At 40.1% G+C, this 15,129-nt stretch carries 12 protein-coding genes and 2 tRNA genes; 10 read left to right on the top strand and 4 right to left on the bottom strand.

Annotated features, from left to right (window positions below; all coding sequences use genetic code 11):
• Nucleotides 1-78: 78 nt before the first annotated feature.
• A tRNA-Ala gene (locus COS96_03180) sits at nt 79-149 on the bottom strand.
• Between the two features lie 222 nt (nt 150-371).
• Entirely contained in the window at nt 372-1,856 is a 1,485-nt protein-coding gene (locus tag COS96_03175) for a hypothetical protein (protein ID PIU43647.1), read from the bottom strand.
• 178 nt (nt 1,857-2,034) lie between these two features.
• Between COS96_03175 and COS96_03170 the strand changes: the two genes are divergently transcribed.
• The 8 genes from COS96_03170 to COS96_03135 all read left to right on the top strand — a co-directional run bounded on the left by COS96_03170 (nt 2,035) and on the right by COS96_03135 (nt 10,200).
• A complete protein-coding gene (locus COS96_03170; GenBank protein PIU43646.1) occupies nt 2,035-2,541 on the top strand; it encodes a hypothetical protein in 507 nt (168 codons plus the stop codon).
• Nucleotides 2,542-2,672: 131 nt separating this feature from the next.
• A tRNA-Lys gene (locus tag COS96_03165) sits at nt 2,673-2,745 on the top strand.
• Nucleotides 2,746-2,942: 197 nt separating this feature from the next.
• The gene (locus COS96_03160; GenBank protein PIU43645.1) at nt 2,943-3,200 is read left to right on the top strand and encodes a 30S ribosomal protein S15; all 258 of its coding nucleotides are present in this window, start codon (nt 2,943-2,945) and stop codon (nt 3,198-3,200) included.
• An 8-nt stretch (nt 3,201-3,208) separates the two neighbouring features.
• Entirely contained in the window at nt 3,209-3,724 is a 516-nt protein-coding gene (locus COS96_03155; protein ID PIU43644.1) for a hypothetical protein, read from the top strand.
• A gap of 6 nt (nt 3,725-3,730) precedes the next feature.
• Complete coding sequence (locus COS96_03150) at nt 3,731-5,830, top strand: polyribonucleotide nucleotidyltransferase (protein PIU43643.1); 2,100 nt, start codon at nt 3,731-3,733, stop codon at nt 5,828-5,830.
• Nucleotides 5,820-8,237, top strand: coding sequence for a hypothetical protein (locus COS96_03145; GenBank protein ID PIU43642.1), 2,418 nt, complete (start codon nt 5,820-5,822; stop codon nt 8,235-8,237). Before COS96_03150 ends, COS96_03145 begins: the two co-directional genes overlap by 11 nt.
• 13 nt (nt 8,238-8,250) lie before the next feature.
• Nucleotides 8,251-8,634, top strand: coding sequence for a hypothetical protein (locus tag COS96_03140; GenBank protein ID PIU43641.1), 384 nt, complete (start codon nt 8,251-8,253; stop codon nt 8,632-8,634).
• Nucleotides 8,635-8,673: 39 nt separating this feature from the next.
• Entirely contained in the window at nt 8,674-10,200 is a 1,527-nt protein-coding gene (locus COS96_03135; protein PIU43640.1) for a magnesium chelatase, read from the top strand.
• On the opposite strand, the gene COS96_03130 is transcribed toward COS96_03135, so the two are convergent.
• The gene (locus COS96_03130) at nt 10,197-11,288 is read right to left on the bottom strand and encodes a hypothetical protein (protein ID PIU43639.1); all 1,092 of its coding nucleotides are present in this window, start codon (nt 11,286-11,288) and stop codon (nt 10,197-10,199) included. The genes COS96_03135 and COS96_03130 overlap by 4 nt on opposite strands.
• Before the next feature lie 74 nt (nt 11,289-11,362).
• On the opposite strand from COS96_03130, the gene rsmA reads away from it, so the two are divergent.
• The gene (rsmA, locus tag COS96_03125) at nt 11,363-12,247 is read left to right on the top strand and encodes a ribosomal RNA small subunit methyltransferase A (GenBank protein PIU43638.1); all 885 of its coding nucleotides are present in this window, start codon (nt 11,363-11,365) and stop codon (nt 12,245-12,247) included.
• Here the strand turns inward: rsmA and COS96_03120 are convergent.
• Nucleotides 12,222-13,172, bottom strand: a complete 951-nt coding sequence (locus COS96_03120; protein ID PIU43637.1) for a hypothetical protein — start codon at nt 13,170-13,172, stop codon at nt 12,222-12,224. The genes rsmA and COS96_03120 overlap by 26 nt on opposite strands.
• 152 nt (nt 13,173-13,324) lie before the next feature.
• Here COS96_03120 and COS96_03115 point away from each other — a divergent pair.
• Nucleotides 13,325-15,129: hypothetical protein (locus COS96_03115; protein PIU43636.1), on the top strand; the 1,805-nt coding region annotated here is incomplete at its 3' end.

Here is a 15,129-nt window from a genome sequence, read left to right as displayed (position 1 = left end):
GTCAAAAAGTTATACACATTCCTTCAGGGTAGTGGAACGCAATAAATTCTCAAAGAAAATTTAAACGTTCTTACGCTGTGGACTTAGCGAGAATCGAACTCGCGTCTCCGCAATGCGAATGCGGCGTACTGCCACTGTACTACAAGCCCTTTTTGTCAGGGCGCTGGGATTCGTCAGGTCATTCGACCTGACGCCCAGTCGGATGACTGGGCGAACCCAGGTTAAACCAAGCCTATTTTACATTCTATACTCTATTTTATAGTCGGGCTGCCCGGATTCGCACCGGAGCTAAATTCTCCCGAAGAACTCGTGCTACTACTACACTACAGCCCGTAAATTTTAAAATTAATCCATTGAAAATTGAAGATTTTTTATGTGACCCAGTATTTTTTCTTGGTCATTTCATCTCTTTTGATTTCCACTTTCTCTCTCTCCGTTTCCGCCTTCTCCGAAAAGGAACTCAAATCATTTTCCGAAAGTTTGCCTAATTTCTTAATTTCTCCTTCCAGAAATTCCTTATTATTATTCTTCGGCTCTTCCAAAACATATTCCAAAAGAACATCCAAAATCTGCCCGACTTTCGGACCGGGCTGAATTTCCAATATTTCCATAATGTCTTTGCCTGAAACCTTGAGCATCTTGGCGGAAATAGGGTCTTGGCTGACTCTGTCAACAACATATTTCAAGTGCCTTAATTTGTAGGGCTCGGCTTTTGGCACGCCCGAACCGATCCTGTCGCACATCCTGACCTGCAAAAGTTCTTCCATATTTTCCGGTCCAACTTGCCTGACCAGTCTCCTGATGGAAGAATCGCCGACCTCGTCAACGTCATAATAAAAGAGATGGTGCCTAACCAACTTAACAATATTTTCAATTTCATCTTTGGGAAATTTCAATCTCTCTAAAATCTTTTCCGCCATTCTGGCGCCGACGACTTCATGGTTATAGAAAGTGGCGTTCTCTCCTTCGCCTCGTTTAACTCTCGGCTTGGCAATATCGTGAAGCAAGGCCACTATCCTGACCCTTTGGCTGAAATTCTCTTTAGCTGCATATTTCAAAGAGAATATGGCATGCTCATAACAATCATATATATGATGCTTGTTTTGAGGAACATTAAAATTCTCTTCCAACTCGGGAATAATATACTTCAAAAGACCGACTGTTCTTAAAAGCTCTATACCTTCGCAGGCGCGAGGGGACATAATGATTTTTACCAGCTCGTCCCGAATTCTTTCAAAAGAAATGAATTCAAGATTTTGGGAATTTTCTTTAATAGCCGAGCTTGTCGCCGGCTCAATTTTCCATCCCTCGCTCAAAGTTACGGAAAATCTGACTGCCCTCATCATCCTCAAAGCATCTTCATTAAATCTGTCATTAGGATTGCCGACGGTTCTGATGATTTTATTTTTCAAATCCTCCTCCCCCTTAAATAAATCTATCAATTCGTTCTTTTTGCCATGGATATCTATGGCTAAAGCGTTGACCGTAAAATCTCTGCGGGAAAGATCCTCTTCTAATGTTTTTGCGAACATCACTTCATCAGGATGCCTTTTGTTGGTATATTTCGCCTCGGAACGGAAAGTGGTGATTTCAACTTCCCTCAATGCAGGATTTTCGCTCCCGGTGTAGACGGTGACGGTCAGGAATTTATTTTCATAAAAGCTGTCAGGAAAAATCTCTTTGATTTCTTCAGGCTTGGCGCCGGTGGTAATGTCCCAATCAGTAGGCCCCGCCATGGCGGGATTTTCCATCAACAAGTCTCTGACGCATCCGCCGACGATAAAAGTAGCGTAGTTATTATCTCTAAGTTTTTGCATGACAGATTTTATCTCTTGCGGTATCTCTAATTTTTTCATATCTTTACATTAGTTTAAAAGCTTGTTTTTTTCAATCCATAAACTATATTTAGAACAGGCCCTCGTGTTGAAATGGATATCATGCAAAGCTTCGGACTTTGCGTTCTGGGTTCGAATCCTGGCGAGGGCACTGCGTAATAGATTTGATAATTCTTGTTTTTTAGTTTAAGATATCTTTATGAGAAAATTCTTATTTCTATCAATTGCGTTAGTGGCTGTGGGATTTTTTGTTTTAGCCGTCCCGGCTCAAACATCAGCCGAAGGATTAGTTCCTTGCGGAGGGAGCCCGAGATGTTGTGAATCGCCGACTATCACCACCGGTTGCACTAACCCGGACCAACCCTTAAATCCCACAAATTGCGATTATCGTTGTAAATTCTGTGATATTTTTGTGCTCGTCAATAATATCATAAAATTTCTTTTAGTCCCCAACGTCTCCCTTAACAGTGGCTTTCCTATTGTATCCATTATTGCCTCTTTATATATTGTCATCGGAGGATTTTGGATGGTTTTCAGAAGCACCAATGAACAGGATTATAAAAAAGGAAAAGATATGGTCTGGGCTGTAGTTGCCGGGATGCTTGTCATTTTCGCTTCTTGGGCATTTTTAAATACTATCTTCACTCAAATAGGAATTGCGCAATGGACAGGATTAGGGACTTGGTGGACAATCGTCTGCCATTAGCATCCTCTGATATTTTAATTTGCCCTCATAGCTTCAGCCAAAGGCTGATCTCAGCCCGAGGCTGATCAGCCTCGGGCTGACAATTGGCAGAGCAGAGCAGTATAGTATAATATAATATAATAATTAAGTTTGCCCTCATAGCTCAATTGGCAGAGCAGATCCCTCTTAAGGATAAGGTTGTAGGTTCAAATCCTACTGGGGGCACAGCGTAATAAATTTTTCTTTCAGAAAAATTTAAACGCTGTTGGAACGCCACGAAAGTCGCGTTACCGCGACAACGCGGTTTACGCGACTTAAATTTTCTTTGAAAATTTATTACGTTCCACAGCAAAAGCAAAATTTGCGTTGGAAGGGATTTTGTGATATCCTTTTAAGAAAGACATAAAATAACCAAAAATACTATGTTGACAAAAGAAGAAAAAACTAAAATCATCAAAGAGAACAAAATCAATGACAGCGACACAGGCTCTCCGGAGGTTCAGATAGCCTTGCTTTCCAAGGAGATTAAAAAGCTCCTCTCTCATCTGGAAACCCACAAAAAAGACGTCCACTCAAAGAGAGGACTTTTGAAAATGGTTTCTAAAAGAAGGACTCTTCTAAAACACATCAAAGAGGAAGACGACGTAAGGCACACCAGTATTACTAAAAAAATTGACTAAGAGCGCTCATGACAAAGATTAAACACCCGGGGCAAAGAGTAGCGATTTTAATTGATGTCCAAAATCTTTATCATTCGGCGAAAAATCTTTACAATTCCCGAGTGAATTTTTCGGAGATTTTAAAATTGGCCGTCAGTAAAAGAACCCTCATAAGGGCGTTGGCTTATGTTGTCCGGACAAAAACAGGGGAAGAAAAACCCTTTTTTGAAGCTTTAACGAAACTGGGGATTGAAACAAGAATCAGGGATCTGCAGGAATTCTACGGCGGGATGAAAAAAGCTGACTGGGATGTCGGCATCAGCATTGACGCTATCCGCGTAGCTCCCAACGTTGACACCATTGTCCTAGCCTCCGGAGATGGAGATTTTATCCAGCTTGTTGACTATTTGAAAAATCAAGGCAAGAGAGTGGAGATCATCGCTTTCGGAAAAACTACCTCCGCCAGACTGAAAGAAACCGCTGATGAATTTATTGACCTGGGAGAGACATTGGAAACATCTTTATTAAAAAACAAAGTCATTTAAGAAATTATGGAAAAAGAAATTTTTAAAACTCAAATTGGGAGCAAGGAGCTTAAAATAGAAATAAACGATTTTGCCGGACAAGCTTCAGGTAGCGGATTTGTCCAGTATGGAGACACTGTCGTCCTCGGAGTGGCGACAATGTCAAAAAACGAAAAAGAAGGGCTGGATTTCTTCCCCTTATCAGTGGAATACGAAGAAAGATTTTATGCCGCCGGAAAAATTTTCGGCTCCCGCTATATGAGAAGGGAGGGCCGTCCTTCTGATGAGGCTGTTCTTACCGCAAGATTGGTGGACAGGACAATAAGACCTCTTTTCCCTGATTATTTAAAAAGAGAAGTCCAAGTGGTGTCTACTTGTCTTTCATGGGATGCGGAAAATGACCCTGATGTTGTAGCCATACTTTCAGCCTCAATAGCGCTTTCTCTTTCCGACATCCCCTGGATGGGGCCGATTGCCACCGTCAGAATAGGAAAATTGGATGGAAACCTGATTATTAATCCGAGCTACAAGGAAAGGGTAGCCGGCGAAATGGATATAGTTTTAGTGGGATTGGAGGAAAAAGGGGAAATAATAATAAATATGATGGAAGCGGACGCAAAAGAGATAGATGAAAAAAGCTTTATGGAAGCTGTCCGATTTGCTAAGCCTTTTATTAAAAATCTCATTGATTTCCAAAAAGAAATTTCCTCAAAGTTGGGAAAAGAAAAAGTCAATATCGCAGAACCGATTCGCGATATTGAGCTGGAGAAAAAGATTAAAGAATTTTTGGGGGAAAAATTAAAACAAGCCATATCCATTGAGGACAAAACAGAGAGGAATAGTCTGCTGGATAATTTAAAAAAGAGTCTTGCCGATTTTATTATGGACGACAAAAAAGTAGTTTATGCTAAAAACTTTTTTGAAAAAGAGAGGGGAGAGATAACCTGCGAGAATATTCTTAAATTTGGAAAAAGGCCTGATGGCAGAGAGATAGAAGAAATAAGAAAAATTGACTGTTATGCAGGAGTTCTCCCCAGAACCCATGGTTCAGCCCTTTTTTCCAGAGGGCAGACAAAAGTTTTATCTATCATAACATTAGGGGCGCCCGGAGATGCCAAACTGATAGAAGGAGTTGAATTTATCGGCAAAAAAAGATTCTTGCACCACTATAATTTCCCTCCTTATTCAGTCGGAGAAGTAAAGCCGATGAGAGGGCCAGGAAGAAGAGAGATAGGGCACGGAATGCTTGTGGAAAGAGCTTTAATGGGCATCATTCCCAGCGTTGATGATTTTCCTTATACAATCAGAATCGTCAGCGAAGTCCTCTCTTCAAACGGATCCAGTTCTATGGCCTCTGTTTGCGGTTCTTGTTTAGCATTAATGGACGCCGGCGTCCCGATCAAAGACCCTGTCGCAGGAATATCCATAGGATTATTTGAAGATGAAAAAGGCAATTATAAAATTCTAACTGACATACAAGGAGCGGAAGATCATGATGGGCTTATGGATTTTAAGGTAGCCGGAACAAAAAAAGGCATCACAGCCATCCAAGTGGATGTTAAAAATCACGGACTTTCTGAAAAAATAATTGAAGAGGCTTTGGAACGGGCGAGAAAAGCCAGGCTTGTTATTTTGGAAAAAATTCAGCAAGTTCTGGAAAAACCAAGAGAAAAACTTTCTCAATTCGCGCCAAAGATATTGACAACACAGATTAATCCTGAAAAAATAAGAGAGGTGATCGGCCCCGGAGGGAAAATAATTCATTCTATAATGGAAGAATGCGATGTGGAAATTGATATTGAAGAAAGCGGAAAGATATTTGTCACAGCTGAAAAAGAAGAAGCTGCCCAAAAAGCCATCGAATGGATAAACAATATAACAAGGGAAGTAAAGGTAGGAGAGATATTCAAAGGCAAAGTAGTGAGAATATTGGACTTTGGAGCTTTCGTAGAAATCTTGCCCAACCAGCAAGGAATGGTCCATATTTCCCAGCTGGACGACAAAAGAGTGAACAAAGTTGAAGATGTTGTAAAAATAGGAGACCTTATCTCCGTAAAAGTAATCTCTATTGACGATCAAGGGAGAATAAACTTATCTTTAAAAGAGACAAAAACAAATGGCAGATAAAGACGATGCCACAAGTATTATTGCGGAAGAGGGGCAAAATAAAAGTCATCTCCGAAAAATATTAAAAAAAGAAAGCATCAGGACGATGTCCAAGGATGCTGATTTTCTTCGTGGAGAAGAGGATGCTAATGCAATGGACAAAATCAGCGGAGAAAAAAATGACGAAGATGCCATGAAAGAGGAGGAAGAAAAAGAAATAAAAAAAACACTTGAAGAAGCTGAAAAGAAAAAAAATGGCGCTGTGACCCCTGCCGTAAATCCAAAAGAAGAAGTGAAAGAAGAAGTGAAAACGCCGATAGAAGAGAAATTGGAAAAATCCGATGAGAAAACGGATGAAGAGATGGATAAAGAAATCTTCCTAAAAATAAAAATGGAAGTGGAAAAAGAGATAGGAAAAGAACAGGAACCGGAAGAAGAAATTACTGTTCAAAAAACGCCCGTAGCTATTGAACCAAAGGAGACCATAATTGAGGTAAAGAAAGAGCCCGTAAAAGAAATGAGTTTAAAAGAGAGAAGAGTTTTACTCAACCAAGAATTAGAAAAAACTTTGATTGAGGGCCAACCGACCGAAGACAAAAAGAAAAAAATATTAATCGCCATAAACAGACTCAAAAAAGAGACTGAATTAATTTTAGAAAAAGAAAGTCAGGCTGAAGATAAGAAAAGAATAATAGAGGAAGAGGAGAAAGCGGCTCAATCTCCGTCAAGAAAAAAAGTTGCCGAGGAAAAAAGATGGGCAATAGAGGAAGAAAGGGAGGCGACAGAGAAAGAACGCTGGGCGACTGAAGCTAAAATCAACGGGTTAGAAGAACAATTAGACACCATAGATTTGGAAAATCAAAAAATAACCGAGAAAAAAGTAAAGATAGAGAAAGAGCTAAGAAAGATAAGTCTCTTTGAAGAAAAAGTTGAAACAGAAAAGAACATAGGGGACATTGAAAAAAAATTACTGGAGCTGGAAAAGGAAATAGAAAAATTGAACAAGCAGGAAAGAGGCGCCGTAATTGACCTTTCCCAAATATTAAAAAAAGAAAAGGAAATAGAAATAAAATCAAACGATTTCGAGTTAAAGGAAAAAGAGACTACTGACGGAAAAAGCAAAGAAATAATTGAAAAACAAAGATGGGAAACGGAAAAAGATAGAAGGGAAACGGAAAAACAAAAATGGCAAATGCAGGAGAAAAAAGATGAGATAGAGGCGGTATTAGAAAAACTAAGACCGACTTTTCAAAAATTATCAAATGCAAGGGAAAAACTTGAACTGCAAATGAAAGAGGTCAATGGCGCGCTTAGCGGGCTGGAGGAAGTAAGACCGGAACCGAAAAAAGTAATTGAAGACGTTGAAAAAAAAACTGAAGATAACCCAGTAGAAGAAATAAAACCCGAAGCCGAGGAAGTAAGACCGGAACCGGAGGAAGTAAGAGCGGAACCGGAGGAAGTAATTGAAGACGTTGAAAAAAAAACTGAAGATAGCCCGATAGAAGAAACAAAAGAAGAGACGCTTAAAACACGAGAAAAAGAACAACTCTTGGAGGAAGAGGGAAGAAAAGAATTTTTGAAACGCTTTAAAAATAAACTGGAGGAAAGAAAGGAAGAAATGCCCATCCCCCCAGAAGAGCCTAAACAAACTTATAGAATACCATCTCCTGTTTTTGAACCCATAGAAAGACCTTCCAGTTTCACGAAAATACTGATACGCGGGACATTCATCTTTATTGTTCTCTCCATTATTGGCGCGTTATCTTGGACATTTATTTTGAATAAAAAAAATAACGAGAACGTGGAAAAGAAAGAAATCCCAGTCGCGACTAAAGAACAAAAAGAAGAGCCAAAAGAAGAACCAGCCTCGGATGCTATCTTTCCCGTTAATGAAACTTTTAAAGCTGACGTGATCAACAATGAAGACATAATCAAGAATTATGAGCAATTTTTAACCCAAAAACGCACTGAAGGAAATTTTATCAGAATTCTACTCAAGAACCCGGAGAAGAAAAAATGGACCAGCGTAGCAGAAATATCTTCAGCTTTCCAGATAAATATACCTGCCGGGATATCAAACAAATTGGAAAGTGATTTTACCATCGCCTCTTATATTCAAAAACAGGGAGAAAGGCTGGCTTTGGCAATCAAAATAAAGAAAGGGGAAAGCCTGACGGAAGAAATAAAAAAATGGGAGAAAGATATCGCAATAAACGGATTATTCATAAATGGTAAAAAAACGCCGGCTATCGCAACTTCATTCCGCGACTCAACCTATAAAGGAGTGAAAATCCGCTTTCTGACTATTTCTACGCAGGATCTGGGGATTTGCTATGCTATAATCAATGATACCCTCATTGTAACCAGCTCCTATGGCAGTATTGAGAAAATAATTGAGAACATACTCGCTAATACGGCTAACAAATAAACAAACAAAAAAAATGAAAAAGGAAATTGAAAAAATAAGCAAAAAATTGAGCGACGAAAAAGAAAGATTGGAAAAAGAACTGGAAAAAATCGCCGATAAAAATAAAAAAACAAAAGGCGACTGGAAAGTTCGTTTCCCTAATCCAAACACCGGCGAAGAAATAGGAGACTCTGTCTTAGAGGTAGCGGCCGACGACGTGGAAGAATACGCCACTCTTTTGCCCATTGAAGAATCTTTAGAAACAAGGCTTGCAGAAACAAAATTGGCTCTAAATAAAATTAAAAAAGGGGAGAAAGGTAAATACGGAATTTGCGAAAAATGTGGCAAGGAAATTCCCCAAAAACGTCTTAACGCTTGCCCAGAGTCCCGCCTCTGCCTCAAATGCAAAAAGAATTAGCAATTTGAAATTTGTAATTTGAAATTCTGATGATATATTATGCCCTCTAAGGTTTTCTCGGCCGCCCTTGTCGGACTGGATGCTCAAACAATTGAAGTGGAAATAGATACCTCATACGGCTTGAGGTATTTTGAAATAGTGGGCCTGCCGGACAAGTCAGTCCAAGAAGCAAGAGAAAGGGTTGGAGCAGCAATAGAAAGCTCCGGCTTCAAATCCCCTCATCATCAATCGATAAGGGTTCTGGTGAGTCTTGCTCCGGCTGATGTAAAAAAAGAAGGATCTTCTTACGACCTTCCCATCGCTTTAGCTTTTCTTTTGACAACAAAAAAAATCTCCTTTGAGACAAAAGATAAAATATTCATAGGAGAACTGGCTCTTGACGGGAGATTAAGGCCGATAAAAGGCGCCTTGTCCTTTGCTTTAAGCGCCAAAAAGAATGGTTTTAATGAACTGCTCCTGCCTGAACAAAACGCCCGTGAAGCAGGACTGGTAAGAGGGATAAAGGTTATAGGAGTTAAAACATTGGAAGAGGCGATTGACCATCTTGAAAAAAGAAAAATCATTGAGCCTCAAGAAACAAAAATTGAAGATTTCCTTGAAAACGCCGAGTACCCGATTGACTTAGGATATATAAAAGGACAAGAAACAGCCAAAAGAGCTTTGGAAATATCAGCCGCCGGAGCCCATAATTTGCTTATGGTCGGACCGCCGGGAACAGGCAAAACATTGCTGGCCAAAGCCTTGCCTTCAATATTGCCATCTCTTTCTTTTGAAGAATCTTTAGAGGTCACCAAAATATACAGCATCGCCGGACTTTTAGAAGAAAATAAACCCTTGATAAACTTCAGACCTTTCCGGGCGCCCCATCATTCATCTTCAGAAGTAGCTTTGATCGGAGGAGGAAATCCTCCAAGGCCGGGGGAAATAACCTTAGCTCATAGAGGTATTTTATTTTTGGATGAATTCCCGGAATTCCATCGAGACGCCCTTGAAAGCTTAAGGCAACCGATAGAAGAGGGAAGCATAAATATATTAAGAGCAAAACATTTTTTAAAACTCCCTTCCCGCTTTACTTTGGTGGCTGCCAGCAATCCCTGTCCATGCGGACATAGAGGAGATCCGGATAAAAAATGCGATTGCAGCAATTCTCAAATAAGCAAATACAAAAGAAAGCTCTCCGGCCCGCTGATGGACAGGATTGATATTTTTATTTCCGTCCCGGCTGTGAAATATGAAAAATTGGTTTCATTAGATGAGGAGAATTCCAGTTCCAATATAAGGGAAAAGGTGGAAAAAGCCAGAAAAATTCAGGAAAAAAGATTTGAAAATGAAAAAATATCAATCAATTCCGAAATGGGGATATCTCAAATAAAAAAATACTGCCAGGTTAATATGGACAGCAAGAATCTTTTGAGAAAATATGTTGATTCGGGAAAATTGTCCGCCAGAGGCTATCACAGAGTTTTAAAAACAGCCCGGACAGTGGCTGATTTAGAAGGTTCTGAAAATATTTTGTACCAACATTTAAGCGAGACTTTGATGTATAGAATTCGCGACGAGGTTTAATAGATATAACCCTTAATGGAAGGGGATCCGATCTTAAGCGTCCTATAATTCATCTTGCCTAAACCGATATAATTCATTTCCGAAAAAACGATCTTGTCTCCCTTAACTTCTTCCACGTAAACGACATGGCCATAAACTTTGTGCCCGGCCAAAGAAACAACAGCTCCTATTTGAGGGACGCAATAGCTCCCTCTACATACTGAAAACCCGTCTGCAACGGCATTATTTATCCAATCCTTAGCGTTGCCCCAAAAGCCGATGGCTCTTTTTTGAGCTACCCACCAAGTACACTGGCCATAAGGAAAAGCATGGCTCTTACCGTAAAAATTATTCGTTGACAATGAAGAAGAAGCAGTTGTTTTTGGAGCGCTCAAGATGGAAACTGCCCCCATTTTCCCGCCGGGGACAATAATAACTTGTCCTCGGAGCAAACTTTCTTCTCCATACAAATCATTGAAAGAAACTATCTCTTCCCGGCTGGCCTTGTATTTTTCAGCCAAAGCAAGGACAGTATCTCCTTCTTCAGCCACATGCATTACGCCGGTGACAGGCAATACCAAAAATTTTGCCCCGGAAGCAATCGTCAAACTCTTAAGGTCATTAGCCCAAAACAATGTTTCCATTGAAATTTTAAAAGACGAGGCGATTGACCAGAGACTATCTCCTTCTTGGACAGCATATTCAATAATATCCTTTCCGTCTCCATCGGAAACCGGTTCTCCTGCCCAATCGCCTAAAACTTGAGGCGTAATAACCACTGCGGGCGATACTGCCCGAACGCTATCTCCTCCAACAAGAAAATAGTCAGGCGGTTCCGGTGAAAACTTATCCGATGAACTTAAAAATAATCCCTGCACCGGCTTCATATCCGCATCAGGGAAGCAAAATTCTTTCCCTTCGGAAGCGACAGAATCCTTAAATAAATTCAGATAGCTCACGCATTTTGAAGAGAAAACAGGGCCAAAAGCAGAGCTAAAATAAAAAACCCCCAACAAAAAGAATAATAGGAGGCTCAAATAGATAAGAGGAGTCTTAGCAACTCCCTTTTTACTATATTTCCCTTTTTTATCCGATATCTTTAACGACATACTATTTTTCAATCTTCCCTGATTAGGACCCTAAAGTCAAGTGTCTTTTCCACTTTTATGATAATATATATTCTATGGATATAAGTTCAAAAGAGGGTATCAAAATGCTTTTCAACGGCAAAGGGATAAAACCGTCTAAGGGATTAGGCCAGAATTTTCTGATAGACGAAGAAATAGTTGAGAAAATGATAAAAACAGCTGACTTAAAGCCGTCAGACACTGTTCTGGAAATAGGGCCCGGGGCAGGAACACTTACGGAAAAGCTGGCCCAGAAGGTAAAAATAGTCATCGCTGTCGAAAAAGACCCGAAGATGGCAGGGGTTTTAAGAGAGACCATAGGAAAGAGCAAAAATGTGGAGATTATTGAGGAAGATATACTGAAAATTTTCAATTTTCAATTTTCAATTTTCAATAAATTTTTAATTTCCAATTATAAAATCATCGCTAACTTACCCTTCTACTTAACCTCGCCTGTGATCAGAATGTTCTTGGAGGCGGAGAATCCGCCGACGGAGATGACTTTGATTATCCAAAAGGAAGTGGCTCAAAGAATATGTTCCAATCCGCCTGACATGAGCATACTGGCTGTGTCAGTCCAAATTTATTCAAAACCGGAAACCATCTGTTATATTCCCAAGGAATATTTTTGGCCCCAGCCGAAAGTTGATTGCGCCATAATAAAAATTATACCGCTGATAAACGCTGATAAAAAACCGACCAACACTGATACTAAACAGTTTTTCAGGATTGTCAAGACGGGATTTTCTCATCCAAGAAAACAGCTGATTAATAACTTAAAACAATTAAAGCTTAGCCGGGAAGAAATTGAGAAATGGCTTTCGGCTAATGGTATAAATCCGACCCAACGCGCCGAAACTTTAACTGTGGATCAGTGGATAAATTTGTTAAAAACCTTTCCTCATAAAATCAGCGCTAATCAGCTTGATCCAAAATTTTGAAGCCGTCCATTACTGCATCGCAAATAAAATTCTCCAACTGACTGCAGTCGCCCTTGCTTTGAGCCTTGTAAAGATACGTATTATAGAGTCGTTTCTGCTCTTGCCTGATGATTGCCGGCGCCATATTGGCCTTAAGAAGCATAGCGCACATTAAAATCCTGCCGATGCGGCCATTGCCATCGGAAAACGGATGAACTTGCTCAAAACGGCTATGGATTAAGGCGGACAAAGCAAATATATCGTCTGTTTTCCCGGATGCTTCGTTGATAATATCAGAGGTCAAGCTCGGAACTTTCAAATAATTGGCGGTCGCTAAATTTACGCCAAGAATCCTGACATTATGGTTGCGGTACGCTCCGGCGTCAGCTCTGATGCCGTTCATCAGAATACTATGGAGTTTCAAAACTAATCCCTCGTTTATAACGCCTTTTTTGGCAATATATCCAAAGAGATAATTAAGGGCGGTCTGATGATTTTTAGCTTCCAGCTGCTCTGTTATGCTTTTGTCCGGCAAGGCAATATTATCGAAAAGAATAGTTGCTGTGTCCGGTTCGGTGAGGGTACTGCCCTCAATGCGATTACTGTTATAAGTAAGTTTCAATATAAATGCGTTGCGGATGTCCGAACTGTTTAATATTTCAGCGATAACGCTTTTATGTTCTTTGGATTTTTTAGCTAAGAGCTGTTTTCTGGCAGAGAGCTGTTCGTCGGGAATTATTTTCTGCCCGGTCGCTTCCAAAAATAATTCGTCAATGGCCGAAAGCATCTTCGGACGAGGGGATGATTTACCGGTCCACCAGTTATTAAAGGCTACAAAAGATACGCCAAAACGCTCGGCCAGCTTAGTCTGGGTCAAGCCGGTCGCTTGCTGGATAATTTGCAGTTTCTCTTGAATAGTCATATTTTTGCTTTTTATCTGATCCATATGAGCATATTATCAAACTTTATAAAGTTTGTCAAAATCAACAACCCTTATAAAGTTCCTCGCGCCAGTATTTATCAGCGGTATCAGCATTCATCAGCGATAATCACCAGCGGTAATTTGTTAAATTTGTCAAAAAGTTTTAAAATAGAATCGTGACCAAAAAACTTCTCATAACTATTTCCTCAGCTCTTCTATTGGGAGGTTTTTCCCTTATCTCCTTTTCTTATTTCGCAAATGCTGAAAGCTGGTGCGAAGGGAAATGTAACGGCACATTAAAGTATCAAGGCTTAGTGGAAAAATGCGAACCGCATAAAACTTGTTATCACCTGCCGGGAGAATCAAGACACTGCAATTACGTAACACTTTGTTCATGGAAGTGGCACACATTTTCGCACAAATGCGGACACATATATGCATGCATTGAACTGGATGGCCATTACGCCAAATGTAGCAATTGCGAGGGAAGATGTCTCGACCAGCCGTCTGTCATAAAAATCAATAATGCTGATTACGAACCCAATACTGTCCCCACCTATAGCTTGCCCATAAAAATAGCATGGACGGGAGATTCTGAAGCTCACCATTATTTATTGAATGCAACGAAAAAATCGCAAACGGGAGGTAATAATTCAAATTTTAAAATCGTAGTTGAGCGTATGAGTGTGAGCCCAACGGCATCGCACGGAGACTGCAAGCAAGGAAATTCTTACCAGTATATCATAACGGCCATTAATAAATTCGGTGAATCTTCCGGCTATGACCCAAGCACTGGTATAAAAGCCTACGCCCCCAGTCAAGATGGCTCAATAAAAATAACTTGGGAGGAAGTTACAAACGCTGAAAGCTATAAAATATACAGAAAAGATATTTCAGGAGATTATTATTTTATAAGTTCTCGCTCAAAAGGCAAAGAAAGTGAAGGAGTAGTAGACAGTTGCAGCATCACGGTTCCGAAAGAAACACCTTCTCAAATCAACCAAACATCGCTATGGACAAATCCTGTCCCCAGCATAACAGACACCGGCATCCCAGGCTCTTGTACCGCCGGAACATTCCGTTATATAGTCTCTGCTGTTGATATTAGCCCTCGGTTAGAAAAAAATCCCGATGGCAGTGTCAAAACAGACCCCGTTGTTATTGAAAAAGACATCAATGGAAATCTTATTCTTGATGTCGTAAGGCGCGCCAACAGCAGTGGGACCGAAAAAATAACTACCACCGCGAATAACAATATTAAAATATCTTGGCCGAAAGTTCCCGGTGCTGATATTTATAAAATCTACAAAACTGACGATATCGATTGGAAGAATGCCACGACAAATAAAAATATTTTCCTTGTTAATACAATTGACGAAACAGGTCTAGACTCCTATGAGATAACTGATGCTTGCCAAACAACGACCTCAGAAAATCCTTCCGCTGAATTGCCAGGAGCTCCTATCGCTTTTATCGCTTCCAGCGATATAACGCCTTCTGTTTATTATGAACTGTCAAGCAGCGCTGTTTCTAATGGTTCACATAAATATTTAATCGCGGCCAAAGACACAGATGGCGTATATAAAAAAGTGGAGGAAAGCCAATCTTATGTTACCTATTCAAAAGGCGCTAAGGTATCATGGACTTCTCTTTTCGGAGTTAAATCATACAAAGTGTACAGGCAAAAAAACGGAGAGAGCAACTGGTATTTAATCGGAGAAAAAGGCACGGGGGCAACAATAAACTTTGAGATAAAAGGAACTTCTTTGATTGATTCGTTCCAAACTACAAAAGAAAAAAAAGAAGAGCCCCTTAATGCAAATTTCACTATCAGATACCCTTTTTATAACACTGAAACTACAGAAACCCAATGGATTTCTGAAGCTTGTTTCTTTGACCCAAATACCGAATATGAAGTAGGAATAAGCTCCTGCTGTTTTAATGGTTCTTGCGGGCCGCCGACAATGGTAAGATTTACAAC

The organism is Candidatus Nealsonbacteria bacterium CG07_land_8_20_14_0_80_39_13 (genome assembly GCA_002779355.1).
Classification (GTDB): domain Bacteria; phylum Patescibacteriota; class Minisyncoccia; order Minisyncoccales.
Note: the sequence above shows the minus strand (reverse complement) of the source record. Positions and strands in the feature narration are given on the sequence as shown.